This is a genomic window from Bacillus sp. T33-2 (assembly GCF_002860205.1).
In the GTDB taxonomy this organism is placed as follows: Bacteria; Bacillota; Bacilli; order Bacillales; family Cytobacillaceae; genus T33-2.
The window spans coordinates 206340-224366 of record NZ_PGVB01000010.1; the positions used below are offsets into that span (position 1 = coordinate 206340).

General features: G+C 44.7%; 19 protein-coding genes. 6 read left to right on the plus strand and 13 right to left on the minus strand.

All coding sequences use genetic code 11. From position 1 onward, the window contains the following. Nucleotides 1-8 precede the first annotated feature (8 nt). Nucleotides 9-935 carry a heme o synthase gene (gene cyoE / locus CVD19_RS07965; RefSeq protein WP_101581322.1) on the minus strand — a complete coding sequence of 309 codons (927 nt, stop codon included), beginning with the start codon at nt 933-935 and terminating at the stop codon, nt 9-11. A gap of 641 nt (nt 936-1576) precedes the next feature. Between cyoE and CVD19_RS07970 the strand changes: the two genes are divergently transcribed. After that, nucleotides 1577-2548, plus strand: coding sequence for a COX15/CtaA family protein (locus CVD19_RS07970; RefSeq protein ID WP_101581323.1), 972 nt, complete (start codon nt 1577-1579; stop codon nt 2546-2548). A gap of 53 nt (nt 2549-2601) precedes the next feature. Here CVD19_RS07970 and pyc read toward each other — a convergent pair whose 3' ends face one another. The 3 genes from pyc to CVD19_RS07985 all read right to left on the minus strand — a co-directional run bounded on the left by pyc (nt 2602) and on the right by CVD19_RS07985 (nt 7750). Then, a complete protein-coding gene (pyc, locus tag CVD19_RS07975; RefSeq protein WP_101581324.1) occupies nt 2602-6045 on the minus strand; it encodes a pyruvate carboxylase in 3444 nt (1147 codons plus the stop codon). 32 nt (nt 6046-6077) lie between these two features. Next, nucleotides 6078-7283: a putative lipid II flippase FtsW gene (ftsW, locus tag CVD19_RS07980; RefSeq protein WP_101581325.1), complete on the minus strand. Its 1206-nt coding sequence runs from the start codon at nt 7281-7283 to the stop codon at nt 6078-6080. 185 nt (nt 7284-7468) lie between these two features. Then, nucleotides 7469-7750, minus strand: a complete 282-nt coding sequence (locus CVD19_RS07985; RefSeq protein WP_101581326.1) for a YlaN family protein — start codon at nt 7748-7750, stop codon at nt 7469-7471. 190 nt (nt 7751-7940) lie between these two features. Here CVD19_RS07985 and CVD19_RS07990 point away from each other — a divergent pair, with 190 nt between their 5' ends. Continuing rightward, nucleotides 7941-8438 (plus strand): hypothetical protein, encoded by a 498-nt coding sequence (locus tag CVD19_RS07990; RefSeq protein ID WP_101581327.1) that lies wholly within the window; start codon nt 7941-7943, stop codon nt 8436-8438. A gap of 146 nt (nt 8439-8584) precedes the next feature. Here the strand turns inward: CVD19_RS07990 and CVD19_RS07995 are convergent, their stop codons facing one another. Continuing rightward, nucleotides 8585-9922, minus strand: coding sequence for a PhoH family protein (locus CVD19_RS07995; RefSeq protein WP_101581328.1), 1338 nt, complete (start codon nt 9920-9922; stop codon nt 8585-8587). Between the two features lie 209 nt (nt 9923-10131). Here CVD19_RS07995 and CVD19_RS08000 point away from each other — a divergent pair, with 209 nt between their 5' ends. Next, entirely contained in the window at nt 10132-10713 is a 582-nt protein-coding gene (locus CVD19_RS08000; RefSeq protein WP_101581329.1) for a YhcN/YlaJ family sporulation lipoprotein, read from the plus strand. A gap of 37 nt (nt 10714-10750) precedes the next feature. Here CVD19_RS08000 and CVD19_RS08005 read toward each other — a convergent pair whose 3' ends face one another. After that, entirely contained in the window at nt 10751-11206 is a 456-nt protein-coding gene (locus CVD19_RS08005) for a pyridoxamine 5'-phosphate oxidase family protein (RefSeq protein ID WP_101581330.1), read from the minus strand. A gap of 172 nt (nt 11207-11378) precedes the next feature. Here CVD19_RS08005 and CVD19_RS08010 point away from each other — a divergent pair, with 172 nt between their 5' ends. Next, complete coding sequence (locus CVD19_RS08010) at nt 11379-11579, plus strand: YlaI family protein (RefSeq protein WP_101581331.1); 201 nt, start codon at nt 11379-11381, stop codon at nt 11577-11579. 40 nt (nt 11580-11619) lie between these two features. Here the strand turns inward: CVD19_RS08010 and CVD19_RS08015 are convergent, their stop codons facing one another. Genes CVD19_RS08015 through typA form a run of 3 tightly spaced genes read right to left on the minus strand, consistent with a single transcriptional unit; the run spans nt 11620 to nt 14075 of the window. Continuing rightward, a complete protein-coding gene (locus CVD19_RS08015; protein WP_101581332.1) occupies nt 11620-11910 on the minus strand; it encodes a hypothetical protein in 291 nt (96 codons plus the stop codon). Beyond that, entirely contained in the window at nt 11907-12215 is a 309-nt protein-coding gene (locus tag CVD19_RS08020; RefSeq protein WP_101581333.1) for a YlaH-like family protein, read from the minus strand. Before CVD19_RS08020 ends, CVD19_RS08015 begins: the two co-directional genes overlap by 4 nt. Before the next feature lie 21 nt (nt 12216-12236). Continuing rightward, a complete protein-coding gene (gene typA / locus CVD19_RS08025; RefSeq protein WP_101581334.1) occupies nt 12237-14075 on the minus strand; it encodes a translational GTPase TypA in 1839 nt (612 codons plus the stop codon). 130 nt (nt 14076-14205) lie between these two features. On the opposite strand from typA, the gene CVD19_RS08030 reads away from it, so the two are divergent. Next, nucleotides 14206-14391 carry a YlaF family protein gene (locus CVD19_RS08030; protein WP_101581335.1) on the plus strand — a complete coding sequence of 62 codons (186 nt, stop codon included), beginning with the start codon at nt 14206-14208 and terminating at the stop codon, nt 14389-14391. 87 nt (nt 14392-14478) lie between these two features. Here the strand turns inward: CVD19_RS08030 and CVD19_RS08035 are convergent, their stop codons facing one another. Together CVD19_RS08035 and CVD19_RS08040 are read right to left on the minus strand one after the other, a co-directional pair. Further along, nucleotides 14479-15282 (minus strand): inositol monophosphatase family protein, encoded by an 804-nt coding sequence (locus tag CVD19_RS08035; protein ID WP_101581336.1) that lies wholly within the window; start codon nt 15280-15282, stop codon nt 14479-14481. 262 nt (nt 15283-15544) lie between these two features. Continuing rightward, nucleotides 15545-15739: a hypothetical protein gene (locus CVD19_RS08040; RefSeq protein ID WP_101581337.1), complete on the minus strand. Its 195-nt coding sequence runs from the start codon at nt 15737-15739 to the stop codon at nt 15545-15547. A 178-nt stretch (nt 15740-15917) separates the two neighbouring features. Between CVD19_RS08040 and CVD19_RS08045 the strand changes: the two genes are divergently transcribed. Then, on the plus strand, nt 15918-16538 hold the full coding sequence (locus CVD19_RS08045; RefSeq protein ID WP_101581338.1) for a YktB family protein: 621 nt from the start codon (nt 15918-15920) through the stop codon (nt 16536-16538). Between the two features lie 51 nt (nt 16539-16589). Here CVD19_RS08045 and CVD19_RS08050 read toward each other — a convergent pair whose 3' ends face one another. Together CVD19_RS08050 and CVD19_RS08055 are read right to left on the minus strand one after the other, a co-directional pair. Further along, the gene (locus CVD19_RS08050) at nt 16590-16877 is read right to left on the minus strand and encodes a UPF0223 family protein (protein WP_101581339.1); all 288 of its coding nucleotides are present in this window, start codon (nt 16875-16877) and stop codon (nt 16590-16592) included. Between the two features lie 53 nt (nt 16878-16930). After that, nucleotides 16931-17890, minus strand: a complete 960-nt coding sequence (locus tag CVD19_RS08055) for an NAD(P)H-dependent flavin oxidoreductase (RefSeq protein ID WP_101581340.1) — start codon at nt 17888-17890, stop codon at nt 16931-16933. Nucleotides 17891-18027 lie beyond the last annotated feature (137 nt).

Below are 18027 nucleotides of genomic sequence, written 5' to 3' on the forward strand. Positions count from 1 at the left end.
CAACCTTGTTAAACAAGTGTGACAATTACCATAGCAACGAACAAAATTGTCAAGTATTGTAATGAATAAATGAACATCATTTTGGCCCACTTTATATCGTCTTTAAACTTCAATCCGTATATTCCTATTACCAGCCAGCCAATATTCAACGCTGATGCGAGCACCAGAAACGGCAATCCGAGCGAAGTCAATAAGAACGGAAGCGGCAGCAGGGCTGACACCCACAGGAATATGGAACGCTTCGTCGCTTTAAACCCTTTTATTACCGGAAGCATTGGAATGCCTGCGGCACGGTACTCTTCAACCCTTCTCATTGCCAATGCATAAAAATGTGGCGGCTGCCAAACAAACATAATTAAAAACAAAGACCACGCCAGGATATCAAGATTCCCATCAACCGCTGCCCAGCCGATCAGCGGAGGTACTGCCCCTGACACGCTTCCGACAATTGTATTTGAAACATACTGACGTTTTGACCACATCGTATATAGGACAACATAACTAAAGACACCAATCAAGCCGATTACCGCCGCAGTTGCAGTGGTGAACGCCAAAAACACGGTGCCAATCCCGATAAACGCCAGCCCGAGGGTGGCTACCTTTCCTGGCTGGACCTTCCCGGTCACTGTCGGGCGGGCTTTGGTGCGCTCCATCAAATGGTCAATGTCCCGGTCTATATAATTGTTTAAACTGCAAGAGCCGGCAATAATTAATGATGAACCGATCAGAACAAAGAACACGATATGAAGATTATCCAGAAAACGATTACCGGTAAAATGCAGGGCAAGCCAAACCCCGGTAAAAGTTGTAATCAAATTCGAATTAACGATCCCAATCTTTATCAAGGCCAGAAAATCCTTCAGTACCGAACTGTCCCCGATACCCGGTTTAAGGCCGGACTGGCTGTCGTCAACTACAGCCTTTGAATTAGACATGTTTTTTCCTCCTTTAATCAAGAAGCTACAGTCCGCAATATGAAATGCCCACGTGCAGTGAGACTGTTAATGAGATGCAGGTAGTTTCCACTATATCTAGCATGAAAAAATTGTTAAATATTTGTGTAGAAAAATAAACGCTTCTGTTGTATATTAAATCACACTTTGGCTGATTTTTGTGAATTTTTTTTGAACAAAATCCGAATATTTTTTGTCGCTACGGCATTTTCCAAAGATAATTCATGCGAATTTTCTGACATTATTTTTGACAGAAAACGGTCAAAATGTAATGGTTAAATGGGTATTTTTATTATATGCTTCTTTGTATTATGTATTTGCAAATAATTTTTTGAATATTCTTTCCGAACGGCCCACTCGACCTTCTCCCCCTATTCCCCGAATCCATTTCTGGCAAACTTTCATCAGCCGGCCGTTTCCCCTCGGTCGTCAAAACAACTTGGTGTTGTAATATCAGCGTTAATTGTGTACTATCTAATAGAAATATTGGTCTGTTTTGTTTTTTGGGAGAATTCGGTATGATTAGGAAGAGAAAAGAAAGTTTTTTAGAATACTTTTATTATAATGTCAAGGTTGATAGATGACAAATCATAGAACCTTAACATTAAAGCAGGTGACCTATGATGAGACGTTCCTTAAAATGGCTGGCCGTTTTAACCACGGTAGGGATGCTTTTTGTTTTACTGGGAGGGGCCCTTGTAACCAAGACCGAATCTGGCATGGGTTGCGGGAGATCGTGGCCGTTATGCAACGGGGAGTTAGTACCAACTGAAATTACAGCAGAACTTGTCATCGAGCTGGCCCACCGGCTTGTATCCGGATTTGTGGGGATAATGGTATTAATTTTATCAATTTGGACGTGGCGTTCGATCGGGCATATCCGTGAAACAAGGTTCTTGTCCAGCCTGTCTTTTTTCTTTCTGTTGCTTCAGGGGCTTATCGGGGCTGCTGCTGTAAAATGGGGGCAGTCAGATTTTGTGCTTGCCCTCCACTTCGGCATCTCGCTTATCTCTTTTTCTGCAGTTTTGCTTCTGACTCTGCTGATCTTTGAAATCGACAAAAAGTTCGAGGCAGAAAAGCTGATCGTAGATCGCCGTATGAAGTTCCATATTATTGGAATTACCATCTACAGTTATCTGGTAGTGTACAGTGGTGCATTGGTAAGGCATATGAATGCCAGCCTTGTTTGTCCTGATTGGCCGCTTTGCTCGAATCCAGCTCTGTCCCTTCCCGCCAATACCCATCAATGGGTTCAGATGGGGCACCGGGCTGCAGCAGGATTGATTTTTATATGGATTGGTTACATAGCCTTTGTTGCCGCCAGACACTACAGGCACCAAAAAGTGATTTACTGGGGATGGATGATTTCATTCCTCCTTGTGTCGCTACAGGTGATTGCCGGTGCGTTAATCATTTTTTCACGGCTCAATTTATATATCGCCCTGTCCCATGCTTTCTTTATTTCATGCCTGGTCGGATTATTAAGCTACTTCCTCCTCCTCGTTTCAAGAAGCAGGAAAAACGAAGCGGCGATTGCCAGCGGCATTCAGGTCCCAAATGAATCTGTCCGAATTCCACCTGCCTCAGTCCAATAAACCAAAACAAAAAGTTGCAGTCATTTATACTGCAACTTTTTTTCGTTAAGGTCTTATTCTTTTGAAAGATCTATTAATAAATCACCTGTCTGGATTGCTTCGCCGTTCGCTACGAAAATATCTTTCACAGTTCCCGAGAATGGCGCTTGTACAGTTGTCTCCATTTTCATCGCCTCAGTGATCATAAGATGATCTCCCTGCTTCACTTTTTCGCCTTTTTCCACGAGGACTTTTATGACGGTGCCAGGCATCGTTGCCCCGATGTGGTTTTCATTCTTCGGATCAGCCTTGATTTTCGATGTCACCGAGGCCTTGACACTTTCATCCCTGATTATGACCTCCCGGGGCTGGCCGTTCAAGTCAAAGTACAGTGTCCGGGTTCCATCTGGCTGCGGCTGCCCGACTGAAACAAGTTTTACTATCAGTGTTTTGCCTATTTCAATCTCTACTTCGATTTCCTCGCCCAAAGTCATGCCGTAAAAGAATGTGGGGGTGTCCAAAACAGAAATATTCCCAAATTCCCCGACCGTTTTCTCATAATCCATAAAAACTTTCGGATACAGAGCATAGGCAATCACATCAAAGCTTGTCACCTGTCTGCCCAGCTCATGGAACAGTTTTTCCTTCAGGGCTGCGAAGTCAACATCCTCAAGCAGTTCTCCCGGACGCACCGTTATCGGTTCCCTGTCTTTCAGGACTACTCTCTGTAAATCCTCGGGAAATCCGCCATATGGCTGTCCCAAATAGCCTTCAAAAAATTCGACTACTGAGTCAGGAAAATCGAGTGAATAGCCCCTCTGGATTACTTCCTCTTCGTTAAGCTCGTTCTGTACCATGAATAAAGCCATGTCACCAACGACCTTAGAAGAAGGAGTCACTTTGACTACATCACCAAACATTTGATTAACGCGGGTATACATTTCCTTTACTTCATCCCACTTTTCGCCTAGACCGACTGCTTTTGCCTGTTGTTGCAGGTTACTGTACTGGCCTCCAGGCATTTCATGCTGATAAATTTCAGTATGGGGGGAGATCATGCCGCTTTCGAAATTATGGTAGTACTTGCGGATATCTTCCCAGTAGTGGGACAGCTGTTCCATAGCCTGGACATTGACAGACGGCTGCCGGCTGTTACCTTCAAGGGCATAATAAAGTGTGCTCGCACTTGGCTGGGAGGTGAGGCCGGACATGGAGCTCAATGCCACATCGACAATGTCCACCCCGGCTTCGATTGCTTTCGCATACATATAAATACCATTTCCGCTTGTATCATGGGTGTGCAGGTGGATTGGTATGTCCACTGTCTCTTTTAACACGCTGATCAACTCGTAGGCAGACTGGGGTTTTAACAGGCCTGCCATGTCCTTGATCCCTAGGATATGGGCACCCTGCTGCTCCAATTCCTTCGCAAGCTGTTTATAATAGCCGAGGTCGTACTTCGTCCGGGACCGGTCTGATATATCTCCTGTATAGCAGATTGCTGCTTCTGCAATCTTGCCTGTGCGGCGCACAGCATCAATGGCCACTTCCATGCCTTTGGCCCAGTTCAGGCTGTCAAATATCCTGAAAACATCGATGCCTGCAAGCGCTGATTTGTTGACAAATTCCATGATGACATTATCCGGATAGTTTTTATAACCGACTGCATTTGAGGCCCTCAAAAGCATCTGGAGCAGTATATTTGGCATTTGCTTCCTTATTGTCATCAGCCTGTCCCACGGATCTTCCTTCAAAAACCTGTACGCTACGTCAAAGGTCGCCCCTCCCCACATTTCAAAAGAGAACAGTTCCGGGAGCAATTTGGCCGATGGCTCCGCGATATGCTTGATATCTGTCGTTCGGACCCTCGTCGCAAGCAGTGACTGGTGCGCGTCGCGGAAAGTTGTATCAGTAAGCAATACTTCTTGCTTCTTTTTCACCCATTCTACAAGGCCTTCTGCCCCGTGCCGGTCCAGTATCTGCTTTGTGCCATCCTGATAGTTGAAATCATATGTCAATTTTGGAATCCTTGGACTTGGAAAAACGGGCTTCTTTTTCTTCTCGATACCGGGAAATCCATTCACCGTCACATTGCCTATGTACGACAACATTTTCGTTCCGCGATCCTTCCTTTTTGGAAACAGGAAAAGCTCCGGTGTTGAATCGATGAATGATGTATCATACTGGCCGGTCCTGAATTTTTCATGCTTAACGACATTCTCCAAAAACGGGATATTTGTTTTTATGCCGCGAATCCTGAATTCCTGCAGGTTTCTGACCATTTTAGCAGCAGCCTGCTCAAAGGTCATTGCATGCGTTGACAGTTTGACAAGTAATGAATCGTAATGAGGTGTGATCACCGCACCCTGGAACCCATTACCTCCGTCAAGCCTCACACCGAACCCGCCGCCTGACCGGTAAGCCATTATTTTCCCAGTATCAGGCATGAAGTTATTCAAAGGGTCTTCTGTTGTGACCCTTGATTGAATCGCATACCCGTGGACATGGATATTTTTCTGTTCCGGGATTCCGATCACACCACCGTGCAGCTCGTGGCCTTCAGCAACAAGAATTTGAGTCTGGACAATGTCAATCCCTGTCACCATTTCGGTTATCGTATGTTCTACCTGCACCCGGGGGTTCACTTCGATAAAATAAAACTCATCCCCCGCCACCAGGAATTCAACTGTACCGGCATTGACATAGCCGACGTTAGCCATTAACCTGACAGCAGCCTCACATATGCGGTTTCGAAGCTCTGAAGTGATCGACACGCATGGTGCCACTTCGACTACTTTTTGATGGCGCCTCTGCACGGAACAATCGCGTTCAAATAAATGGACGATACTGCCATGCTTATCCCCGATGATCTGCACTTCAATGTGTTTTGGGTTTTCAATAAACCTCTCTACATAAACCTCATCATTCCCGAATGCAGCCTTCGCTTCAGACTTCGCGCGCTCAAAAGCCTCTTTTACTTCATCGTTGTTCTTGACAATCCTCATCCCGCGTCCGCCGCCGCCAAGTGAAGCTTTTATAATGACTGGAAATCCGTACTGCCCGCAAAATTTTTCAACTTCCCCGGCATTTGCCACAGGGCCGTTACTGCCCGGGATGACCGGAATTTCTGCCAGCTGCGCCTGTCCCCGCGCCTTGACTTTATCACCAAACATATCGAGATGTTTTGTTCCGGGCCCGATAAAGATGAAGCCCTCTTCTTCACATCTCCTGGCAAACTGGATGTTTTCAGAAAGGAACCCATAGCCGGGATGGATGGCGTCCACCCCGCTTGCCCTGGCTATTTCGATGATGCCTTCTATGTCCAGATAAGCATCAATCGGCTTTTTCCCTTCGCCAACCAGGTAAGCCTCGTCAGCTTTATAGCGATGGTATGAACCTGAATCTTCTTTTGAATAAACCGCGACTGTCCTGATATTCAGCTCGGTACATGCCCGAAATACCCGAATCGCGATTTCGCCGCGGTTTGCAACCAATACTTTATTTATTTTTCTGCCCACTCACAACACCTCATCCTTTTTATAGCCTCGCTTTACGTACGATACCGAAAAACCTGTCCGGGCACCTTTGCCGGAGTTGGCTGCTGCTTCTTTTCCTTTGGGGTTTTGTGTTTTTCCTCGTAATTGACAAACATTGAAACGTTTATTAAAATCCCGGCCGCAATCGCAAGCTGGAGAAGCGAAGAGCCGCCATAGCTTACAAATGGAAGCGGGACTCCTGTTAAAGGAATCAAACCGGATACCCCTCCAAGATTGATGAAGGATTGGATGCCAATCATGCTCGATATGCCGATCGCAAGCAAACTGCCAAAAGGGTCCTTGCACTTCAGGCCGATGAATATCCCCCTCAGAACAATGAAGCCCAGTGCAAGCAAGACAAAACCGACACCGAATATTCCCAGCTCCTCGGAAATGACAGCGATGATGAAATCAGTATGGGGCTCTGGCAGATAGCCAAGCTTTTGTACACTCTCCCCCAGTCCGAGGCCTTTAATGCCGCCTGACCCGATCGCATAATAGGAATTCGCAAGGTGGTAGCCAGAGTCTTTTTCATCCTTAAAAGGATTGCTGTATGATGTAAGCCGGTCAAGCCTTGTTTCGGAGAATATCTCATCCTTCATCATCAGAGTAAGAGGAGCGATAATGGCCATGAACATCAAGGCAAGCCTGGCCATATTCTTAATGTTCATGCCCGATGACAGAATGATGGTGCCTGCAATTAAAAAAATGATCGCTGCCGTACCAAAATCCGGCTGGACTGCAACAAGCAGGCAAACCAGCACCAAATAGACTAAAGGAGGGACAACCCCTTTGTTAAATTCATTTATGTATGACTGTTTTTTTGCGTATACTGCACTCAAATAGATGATGACTGCCAGCTTGCAAAATTCGGACGGCTGGAGGCTCCGCGCCCCGACTTCAAACCAGCTCTGGGCATTATTTGTAACCTTCCCGAACAGAAACAGCACGCTAAGGCCAACAATGGACAAAAGTACCATCGGCATCAATATTTTCGTGCTTTTCATCGCCTTATAGGGCAAAAGAGCGGTGATGAACAGCACAGCCGTTGCAACAATCAAATTCATTTTTTGCTTTTGATAAAAATGGTCACTCGGTACGTCAAACCGTACCCCGGCCACCATGCTGGCGCTATACACCATGACAAGCCCGAATAAACACAAAAGGATTATGACAATTATCAGTGAATAATCATATGATTTAATTATTTTTTTAAGCATGGATCCTCTTCTCCATTATTATGTTATTATCTATTCTACTATCTTACGGAATATCCTTCCCTGAGGTTGGAATGAGTATATTTGCAGGAAAGCAATGTTTTTTCTCTCAAAACAGGATTTTTGCTTGTATGCCATTACAAAAAAACTCAAACAATCTCGACGAACTGTTTGAGTCTTTATGCATATTATTTTTTTAACGAAGCCTCATGAAGGGCTGACAGCTCTTTTTCCAGCTGTTCGAGGATGACTTTCCCTTCACGTTCGTCGATTAAGCCGAGCCTGGCTGCAAAATCTATTTCCCTTGATAATCCGAACATTTGCGTATCCAGAACCTCTTCGTAAAGAGGACATTGAGGCATAGTCAGGTTATCCATTTGCACTTTGATCAGCTTTAATATTTTATCAGCGTCAGCCTTAAGCAAGGCATGTGCTTTTTCTTGATGATTCATAATCGTTTCAGACGCCAACTTGATCCCCCCGTTTCCGAGCGATTACCCGATCCTATCTTTAAATTTTAACGTTAAGCAGGCAAAAATGCAAGAATATTAGGGATTACTTCATTGAAAAAGCGTTTACAAAGGACAAGCCAAATGACATTCTCCAAAAATGAAGTTATACTGTTATTGGATTGAAACTACAACTGACAGGAGGGCCATAATGGAGTCAATCGTTCCTATCAACGGGAAAGTAAATTATATGATCACCCTGGATCCGGGTGTCTGGATTTTCGATGACAGACGGGTAGATTTAAATACATATTTTCAGCAGATTCCAGATAAGGACAGCAGCCTTGATGAGTACACGAAATCTATTTCCCGCCACTGGGACAGAGAAATCATGGAGGGTGCCATTTTCCCGCCGACTTTGAAAACAGAAAGGAAATTTGAAAAAGAGAAGGTACTGACAGGGAGTTTCGGGATCCCATTTAAACCATTTCTGGAAAACGCCGGTCCATATCCAGAAGCAACAGCTGTTGAAATCATCACCAAAGACGGGAGCCAGGTGGTGCCGCTTTCCCAAGCTTTTGGCATGATCCTTGGCTTTTCTTTTGAAGGAAAGCCTTTACGGGGAGACGGCCCTGTGCATGCTTATTTTGAAGACGGCTCTAACAGGGACTCCCCAATCAGGAACATCACGTCTTTCACAGTGAAATAAAGAAAACTCGCTGATTGGCGAGCCCTAACGGCGAAAACAGACATATATTCTTTAGGCGTAAAATTAGCATCATCGTCGAGAATATTCTTCGTTGCCAATTTATCGTTCTGAAAGTGCAAGAAAACGGGCCTTCATGAGCCCGTTATTTATTTTAAAATGTCAGCGGCAAGCTGGGCCAGCGGGGAACGTTCTCCTTTTAACAGTTTAATATGGCCTGCTATGGCTTGATCCTTAAATTTCTCAACAATGTATGTGAGCCCATTGTTGAATGCGTCCAAATAAGGATGGTCGATTTGGTCAGGATCCCCCATCAGGACAATTTTACTTCTTTCCCCCACACGGGTGAGAATCGTTTTTACTTCATGCTTAGTCAAGTTCTGGGCTTCATCAATAATGATGAATTGGTCGGGAATGCTTCTTCCACGGATATAAGTCAGTGCCTCAACCTCGATAGACCCCATTCCTGCCAGGATTGCGTCCAGCTCTTCCGGCTTCTTCGTATTAAATAAATATTCAAGATTGTCGTAAATCGGCTGCATCCACGGCCGCAGTTTTTCTTCTTTTTCGCCGGGCAAAAAGCCCAGGTCCTTTCCGACCGGAACAATTGGCCTGGCAACGAGCAGCTTTTTATAAATTCCCAGGTCTTCGGTTTGCAGCAGGCCGGATGCCAGTGCAAGAAGTGTTTTTCCGGTCCCGGCCCTGCCAATCATGGTAATGAGCGGCAGATCGGTTCTTAGCAGAAGCTCTATAGCCATGATTTGCTGTACATTTCTGGCTCGGATTCCCCAAATTTGTTTTGCCTCATGGTCAAAAACAAGCTTTTTGGCCTTGTTCCGTTTTGAGTCAACCATTGCAATGGCTGATGAAGAGGTCATGCCAAGCCCCTTGAAAATGATGAACTGATTTGGGTAAAGACCCTGTGCAGGCACTTCCCCTAGGGCTAGTTCACCTTTTTCGTAAAACCGTGTCATTGCACTTTCTTCCAGATATATTTCTGTAAAGCCGGTATAAAGGTCATCCACCTGGATGACACGGTCACTCAAAAAATCCTCGGCCAAAAGCCCAATCGCGTCGGCCTTTACTCGGACGAGCGCGTCTTTGCTGACAAGTATGACTGGCCGCCCCTCCTCTTTTGTCTGTTCCTCCAACGAAAGGTTCTTGGCAACCGCCAGTATACGATTGTCGTTTGTTTTCTCTACGAATACCTCCTGCAGCTGCTGAAAGGACCGGTGGTTTAATTCGATTCGCAAGATCCCGCCGTTATCCAGCGGAATTTTTTCATGAAGTTTCCCCGTTTCCCGCATCCCGTCGATCAGCCTTGAAACCTGCCTGGCATTACGTCCAATCTCATCCATATACCGTTTTTTTGAATCCACCTCTTCGAGCACAACAGCAGGTATGACAACTTCATTATCCTCAAAAGAGAAGATGGAAAAAGGGTCTTGTAAAAGGACGTTGGTGTCCAGTACGTAAATTTTCCCCAAGATAAAGCCTCCCGCCTTTTGGTGTTTTTACAAATGCCGCGTGCGGCTCGTACTTTTCTAAAATATATGTTTTACCGTATAAAGATAGAAGGTATTTTGCACAATAACCCATAGGCAATCCTTTATTTACATAATGCGCGACAATCAAATATACCGCATTCGTACTTTGTTATAGCAGAATACAAAAAGGCTTTCCAGGAGGTGTTTTAATGAAAAAGATGATGGCTGCCCTCTTTTCGGTCGTCATGATAGCCGGGTGTGGAGCACAGAATGACCATAATGAAGCCAGGGACAAGCAAGTCAATGTAAAAAACAGCACTGACCGCGATGTTGGCAGGGATGAGGGGCAAGAGGTGTCCCGGCACCTTGAGAGCCTTGCGAACGGTGTGCATGGCGTAAAGGATACAACAGCAGTAGTGCTCGGCCCTTATGCGATTGTAGGAATAAATGTAGATGAAAATCTTGACCGCGCTGAAACCGGATCGATAAAATACTCTGTTGCCGAAAGCCTTGAAGAAGATCCTAATGGAGCACGGGCCATGGTCATTGCCGATCCTGACGTTGCAGCTCGATTAAGGGAAATCACAGCGGATATCCAGGATGGCAGGCCTGTACAAGGAATAATGAATGAACTAGCCGAGATCACCGGCCGTTTGATGCCTGAGGTACCGGCTGACCTCGACGGCGGAAACCCCGGTAACTCGCCTGAGGAACCAAAACAAAAAATAAACAGGCAAAGAGGACAGCAGCTCGAACGAGACCAGGAACGTCAATCCAATTATTATAAATGACTTTGCAACAGGCAATGATAAAAAGCTTAGTCCCGGACTAAGCTTTTTTCATCGCATCCATCACCTGTTTATCCAGGCGCGCCGCCGCGGTTTTATCGTATGTTTTGTCATACTGTGGCTCTGCAACGATTTTCGAGCCGTAAAACATGACATCCCTTACCTCATTTATGGCAATCTCAATCAATGCCAGTTTTAAAGGTACTTCGTTTAATTTCTCCTGTTTGATTGTGGCTTCACCACTGATGGAATATGCCGATTCATTCGCTATCAGGTGAATGACTGCTTTATTATTCGTTTTAATGTTTTCCACGATCCTTGAACGGTTATCCACGGCAAAATATATCGTTTGTTCATCCTTTGCCAGCACCCAGGAGACGGCGCTTACGTTAGGCCCTCCAGTTTCATGGTCGACTGTAGCGACCGATACGAAACGTTCTTTTTGCAATTCATCGTATAATGGTGTAATCAGCTTCGGTTCCACTTGATTTGCCATAATCCATCCTGCCTCCTTAAACTACCATAATAGTACTACTATCAAATCGGCAGGGCAATCTAAACGTTTTCCAAAGTTCGCGGCATTTTGGCCCAAACAATGATATACTATAATATAATCCGTCCCATCCTTTTTGTATGAAACAGGACAATCGCTGTAATGAGGTGTACCGATGAGAGTCAAATGCGTATTATGCGACAAAATTGAATCAATCCAAGACCACTCATTTCAAGCCAAAAGGCTTAGGAATCGGCCCATCCATACATACATGTGCCAAGGCTGCCATGAGAGAATAGCAGAAAAAACGAAGGACAGGCTGGCAACCGGCAACTTCCGCCTGTACAGGCCTGTATCCAATGATGATGATTGGTAAGCAAATGGAAACAAAACCGCCCGTGGATGGGCGGTTTTAGTCATTCTTCCGGATAATTTGCGTATTTTTCTGGTTCCTGATTGATTTGCTGAAGCAATACTTCAATCAGTTCGCGTGGAAAGCGGGTACTTATTCTCTCCCCGTTCTGTTCGTAAGAGATATAGTACATTTCATCGTCCTTGGTTATATCAACAGATTCGATGGAATGTTCTTCTTCCAGGATTTGCGCAAACTGATCCTCTGTTTGTTTCGCGGCCGTATCGTCAGGGCGTGCATCTGTTACCACTTTGATCGTCAACCAATTATACAGGGCGTCCTGTACTGATTTCATAACTGTTCACCCCTGTCATGCTGATGGCGGCGGACTTTATAAATGATCAAAATCGCGGCTGCGACTGCTAGTCCTTCCACCACAGGCAATCCATAAGAGAAAAGCAAGAAAATGAAACAGCCTAAAACGAGGCATGTATAAATGATGATATTTTGTATGACCGGCAATTTTTTTGCAAAGCCTAATTTGTAAACAATGACCGATAATATCACTATCGTTAAATATTGAAGCCATACCCCTGTTTTCACATCAGTCAATTCAATGAAAAATCTCAGACTTGGAGAAAACCCGTTTAACTCCTCCATATCGCGCCCCTCCCGGCCACACTAGTTCATTTCGGCATATTTCTTTTTCTTTGCAATTCTCTCGCGCTCGTTCTTGTCGAGTATCTTTTTACGCAGGCGGATCGATTCAGGTGTTACCTCACAGAACTCATCTTCATTCAAATACTCCAAAGACTCCTCCAATGTCATGATGCGGGGTTTCTTTATGACTGAAGTCTGGTCTTTGTTGGCAGAACGGATGTTGGTTGCCTGTTTTACCTTTGTAATATTCACTGTGATGTCATTTTCACGAGTATGCTCTCCAACAATCATGCCTTCGTATATTTCCGTTCCAGGCTCAACGAAAATCGTTCCACGGTCTTCAACCTGCATGATGCCATAGGTTGAAGCCTTTCCTGATTCCATTGATACCAGAACACCCTGGCGCCTTCCGCCAACCTGTCCTGCCTGCATTGGCTGATAGCTGTCAAAAGTATGGTTGATGATTCCATATCCACGTGTAAGCGTCAGGAATTCCGTTGTATAACCAATCAGGCCTCTTGCAGGCACGTTAAAAATCAGACGGACTTGCCCGCTGCCATTGTTGATCATATCAAGCATTTCACCTTTGCGGGCTCCGATGGACTCCATTACTGCACCAGTATTTTCCTCCGGTACATCGATTTGTACACGTTCAATCGGCTCGCAACGGACACCGTCAATCTCTTTGACAATAACTTCAGGCTTGGAAACTTGAAGTTCATAGCCTTCACGGCGCATATTTTCGATCAGGATTGACAGGTGAAGCTCTCCACGTCCTGAAACGACCCATGCATCAGGGGAATCAGTATTTTCAACGCGAAGGCTGACATCGGTCTCGAGTTGGGCACGAAGCCTTTCCTCAATCTTTCTTGAAGTAAGATACTTGCCTTCTCGGCCGGCAAACGGACTGTTATTTACCAGGAAGGTCATTTGCAGCGTTGGTTCATCAATCCTCAGGACCGGCAGTGCTTCCTGCTGGTCAACCGGGCAAACTGTTTCCCCTACGTTTATATCCTCCATGCCAGAAACAGCAATTAGATCACCTGCATAAGCTTCGTCAATTTCCTGCCTCTTCAGCCCAAAGAAACCGAATATTTTAGTTACACGGAATTGCTTAACTGTGCCATCCAGCTTCATTAAAGCAACCTGCTGGCCGACTTTCATAGTGCCACGGAATACCCGGCCGATTCCAATCCTGCCGACATAATCGTTATAGTCCAGGAGGGACACCTGAAACTGAAGGGGTTCGTCACGATTGTCCACTGGGGATGGAATATGTTCGACAATTGTTTCATAAAGGGATTGCATGTTTTCATCCTGCTTTTCATGATTCAAGCTGGATGTTCCATTAATGGCAGAAGCATAAACAACAGGGAATTCAAGCTGGTCTTCATCTGCACCTAATTCGATAAACAAGTCCAATACTTCATCAACAACTTCATCTGGACGGGCAAAATCCCGGTCAATCTTATTTACGACGACAATCGGGGTTAGATGCTGTTCAAGCGCTTTTTTCAACACAAAGCGGGTCTGCGGCATACAGCCCTCATATGCATCTACAACAAGAAGCACACCGTCAACCATCTTCATGATCCGTTCTACTTCTCCTCCAAAATCAGCGTGTCCTGGAGTATCAAGAATGTTAATCCGTGTATCTTTATATTGAATCGCCGTGTTTTTTGCTAAAATGGTAATGCCACGCTCTTTTTCAAGGTCATTGGAATCCATCGCACGTTCTTCAACATGCTCGTTGGAACGGAACGTTCCAGACTGCTTTAGAAGCTGGTCCACCAGCGTTGTTTTGCCATGGTCAACGTGAGCGATGATGGCTATATTTCGTATATCTTCTCTTCTTTTCAAGAATGTCACTCCTACTGTAGTATAAGAAAATTTGCTTGCATTTTTTCAACCTATCTATTATAACACATTTTAAAGTAGAAACCTAAAAGCAATATGCTGTATGATAAATTTAAGCGAAGGAGGAGAAGACATGAAAAATATTAAATGGGTTTTTTTATTCTTTGCAGTCGCTGCGGCCGTGTGCATGATGGGCATCGGAGTAGCGGTCGGTGAGCGCAGCATTTCCGGAATATTCGGTTGTATCGCTGCCCTTGTTATCGTAATGGGAATGGGCTTTAAGACAAAAAAGAAAATGCGGGAAAATGGCCAGCTGTAGGGTTGATAACTTTACATACATTAAAAAACCGGCAAAATTGCCGGTTTAATGTATCCTCTGGAACTGTTGCGGCGTTGCTATGCCTGATCACCAGTTTCCCCCATGGAGGTAATTGTTCATGATCTCCCTGTGTAACCCGGGCTTCGCAACGAAAACAGAATTCTGCTCCAACAGGCTTAATTTTTCGCCCCGCAAATTTGTCGTTACTCCGCCGAGTTCTTCGATCATCAGGATACCTGCTGCAAAATCCCATGGTGCAAGCCGAAGAGAAATATAGGCATCGATTCTGCCGGTTGCCACGTACACCAATTCCATCGCTGCAGAACCGTATGACCTGGTCCCGCGCACATCTTTGGCAAGCGGAATCAGCAACTGGTGGTCAATCCGCTTATTTTCCATGACCCAGGTCGAATTCAAGGCGATAATTGCTTTTGAAACGGTCGTCTCTTCAAGCCTCGGTATTTTTTGCCCGTTAAGGTCGACGCCATTCCCTTTGATCACATGGTACAATTCATCATGCACAACATCATATATCAATCCAATCTTTCCCCCACCATCTTCGTATATCCCAACGGAAATGGCGAAATTCCGCTGCTGATGGACGAAATTCATCGTGCCGTCTATTGGATCGATAATCCAAACTACACCGGAAAGATCCTCTAATTTGTCACCATATCCCTCTTCGCCCAAAATGCGATGTTCAGGGAAAGTGGACCTTATTTTTTCGATAAAATATTGTTCAGTTGCCTGGTCAATATCCGTCACTAAATCATTCGGATTGGATTTTGTCTGGATATTAAGCGTTTTTGGAAACGAAGCCCGGATTCTTTCCCCTGCTTCTTTCACCCACTTTTGTGCGTATGTATCAATCTCATGCAAATTAGCCGGCATATACTCCTGCCTCCCGATTCTTAGTTACCGCATGTGCATCGCTTGTGTAAATTAAGATTAAATCAATTCGATTTACCCTTCAAGTTTTATCCTTCCCCGCATAAAACTGATTCCATTCTTGTATTTATCAGCCAATTAATGAAGCCCTGTTTGCCCCACAATAATAAACGAACTCCCCCGCATATCCCAAGGAGTCCGTTATACTAAATGACACACTGTAACCCATTTCATTTATTTAATCCGTTCCTGTATAGACATATCATTAAAGTGCTTTTAATCTTAATAATTCCTGGCGGATCCGTTCTAATTTTTGCTTGCATTCCTTCATCTTATCTTTGTCGGATTTATTCATGGCTTCAAATAATGTTGCCAGTTCATAATCCATTTCCATTCTTAATACTGCTGTCCTTTGCATTTCTCCAGTTTTCTTTCTAGTTGAATTGATAAGTTGTTTCAAGATTAACACTCCTTCTATAAGAATTTTCAGGTAATTTTTGTTATTATCATATGAACTGTCAAAACACGATGGTACAAATTTGTGCTGTTACCCATATACCTGGCAGGGCGGATTCAAAAAGTACAATATTTTCTGCAGTTTTGCTACAATATTTGACAAAGCTTAAGGAGGTTTTCAAATGTCATTTACAGGATTCACCAACAAAGATTTTGATGTTTTTAAAATAGAAGGATTGGACGAGCGTATGGATGCGCTTAAGCTTAACATCCGTCCTAAGCTGGAACAATTGGGACAACTTTTTGCCCCATCCCTTTCAGCAGGCTCCGGAGATGAAATGTTTTCCCATGTTGCCAAACACGCCCGCAGAACAATCAATCCGCCTAAAGATACCTGGGTTGCATTCGCCGCTAATTCCCGCGGATATAAAATGCTGCCGCATTTTCAAATCGGCCTTTGGGAAAGCCACCTTTTTATATGGTTTGCAGTGATATATGAAGCCCCGAACAAGGAAGAATTCGGCCAAAAATTAGATGCCAACCTGCACAACATCTACAATGAGATTCCCGAGGACTTCTACTGGTCTGCCGATCATACAAAACCCGACGTAATCAGGCATGGCAGCCTGACTGTGGAAGAATTGCATTCCCTGTTCAATCGCCTGCAGACGGTAAAAAAGGCTGAAATCCTATGCGGTTATGTGATACCCCGGGAGGAAGCTGTCCAAATGAGCCCTGAAAAATTGATTAATAAAATCGAAGTTGTATTTAAAGAATTATTACCCCTATATAAATTGGCATAAACCTTGAATGGAACTACCTCAAATACACTAAAAAATCCAGAAAGAACGGCCTTATTTTGGCCGTTTTTTCTGGATTTTTATCACTGAACCCTCACCCGAGTCCTTTAAGGCTTTAACCGCCTGGTAGGATGATAACCCGCTCGCTTCTTCAAATTCGTTAAATATTTTCTTTTCATCTGATTTACCTGGAACAATTTCTTTAAAGCGACGGTAAGCATTCAGGAGCCCGTCCCTGCCGACCCCTTTGTCATAGGCGAGTTCCACATGTTCGAAGAATTTTACAACATCAATGATTTCATCCGTAGTCCAAGTGTAATCAATAGGATATTGGTATTCCATATTTTCACCTGCTTTTCTAGTGCAATATAACCTTCAGAATGGACAATGTGGGTTTATATACTCCATTTCTTCCTGATAACTTCAGCTTCCTGAATGATCCTTGCCATTAACTCCTGTACAGGGGGCGCGTCGTGGATAAGCCCCATTACCTGCCCGGCCCAGGCGAATCCACGCTCGGCATCACCTTCATAAATATATTTCTTATTGGCCTCACCACTTATATATTGCTTCAGTACGTCATATCCTCCCTGCTGCTTCTCAATTTCAAGAATCGTTTCTGTCCATGAATTGGCTATCGCACGTCCCGGCGAGCCAAGAGAGCGTTTAATGACCACAGTATCATTTTCGGTGCCGTTTATAAGCTTATTTTTATATGTATCACTCGCGTGTATGCATTCTTTTGTGGCAATAAACCTTGTCCCCATTTCAATCCCCTCCGCACCAAGGCTCAATGCCGCCATCAGGCCCCTTCCATCACCGATGCCTCCTGAGGCTATCACAGGTATGCTGACTGAATCTGCGACCCTTGGAATCAGCACCATCGTGCCCGTATCGTTTTTTCCAAGATGCCCTCCCCCTTCATGCCCGACTACCATGACTGCATCTGCTCCAAGCTGCTCGGCTTTCTGTGCTTGTCTCTTGGCAGCAACAAGCACCAGCTTTTTGACATTGACTCCTTTTAGCCGTTCAAAGATCGGTGCCGGGTTTCCTCCCGTCATTGAAATAACAGGAACTTCTTCCTCGATTGCCGCATTGAGGAACTCAGCGAAAGGCCTGCCATGCTGGCCTATTGCAAAATTCACTCCAAACGGCTTGTCCGTCAAAGTCCTGACTCTGCGGATTTCTTTTTTAAGTGCGCCCGGATCCGGTAAAGACATCGCCGTAATCTGGCCAAGCCCACCTGCATTAGATACTGCCGCCGCTAAATCAGAATAGGCAAGATAAGCGAGCCCTCCCTGGATGATAGGATATTTGATATTCAGCAACTCTGTAATTCTCGTCTTCCATTCCATAGGTCCTTCCCCCTTTTCACTCATAGAAATATCTTTCTATTTCAGTGTTTTATTTTCCTGTTTTAATCAAAAACTAAATTCGTGCCAATCGATAATTCTTTTTAGGCCGATTCTTTCCAAAGAAATTTATTAGTGCT

Coding starts and splice junctions, on each gene's coding strand:
- cyoE (WP_101581322.1), bottom strand. CDS start 935: ATGTCTAATTCAAAGGCTGTAGTTGACGACAGCCAGTCCGGCCTTAAA.
- CVD19_RS07970 (WP_101581323.1), top strand. CDS start 1,577: ATGAGACGTTCCTTAAAATGGCTGGCCGTTTTAACCACGGTAGGGATG.
- ftsW (WP_101581325.1), bottom strand. CDS start 7,283: ATGCTTAAAAAAATAATTAAATCATATGATTATTCACTGATAATTGTC.
- CVD19_RS07990 (WP_101581327.1), top strand. CDS start 7,941: ATGGAGTCAATCGTTCCTATCAACGGGAAAGTAAATTATATGATCACC.
- CVD19_RS08000 (WP_101581329.1), top strand. CDS start 10,132: ATGAAAAAGATGATGGCTGCCCTCTTTTCGGTCGTCATGATAGCCGGG.
- CVD19_RS08005 (WP_101581330.1), bottom strand. CDS start 11,206: ATGGCAAATCAAGTGGAACCGAAGCTGATTACACCATTATACGATGAA.
- CVD19_RS08010 (WP_101581331.1), top strand. CDS start 11,379: ATGAGAGTCAAATGCGTATTATGCGACAAAATTGAATCAATCCAAGAC.
- CVD19_RS08015 (WP_101581332.1), bottom strand. CDS start 11,910: ATGAAATCAGTACAGGACGCCCTGTATAATTGGTTGACGATCAAAGTG.
- CVD19_RS08020 (WP_101581333.1), bottom strand. CDS start 12,215: ATGGAGGAGTTAAACGGGTTTTCTCCAAGTCTGAGATTTTTCATTGAA.
- CVD19_RS08030 (WP_101581335.1), top strand. CDS start 14,206: ATGAAAAATATTAAATGGGTTTTTTTATTCTTTGCAGTCGCTGCGGCC.
- CVD19_RS08035 (WP_101581336.1), bottom strand. CDS start 15,282: ATGCCGGCTAATTTGCATGAGATTGATACATACGCACAAAAGTGGGTG.
- CVD19_RS08045 (WP_101581338.1), top strand. CDS start 15,918: ATGTCATTTACAGGATTCACCAACAAAGATTTTGATGTTTTTAAAATA.
- CVD19_RS08050 (WP_101581339.1), bottom strand. CDS start 16,877: ATGGAATACCAATATCCTATTGATTACACTTGGACTACGGATGAAATC.
- CVD19_RS08055 (WP_101581340.1), bottom strand. CDS start 17,890: ATGGAATGGAAGACGAGAATTACAGAGTTGCTGAATATCAAATATCCT.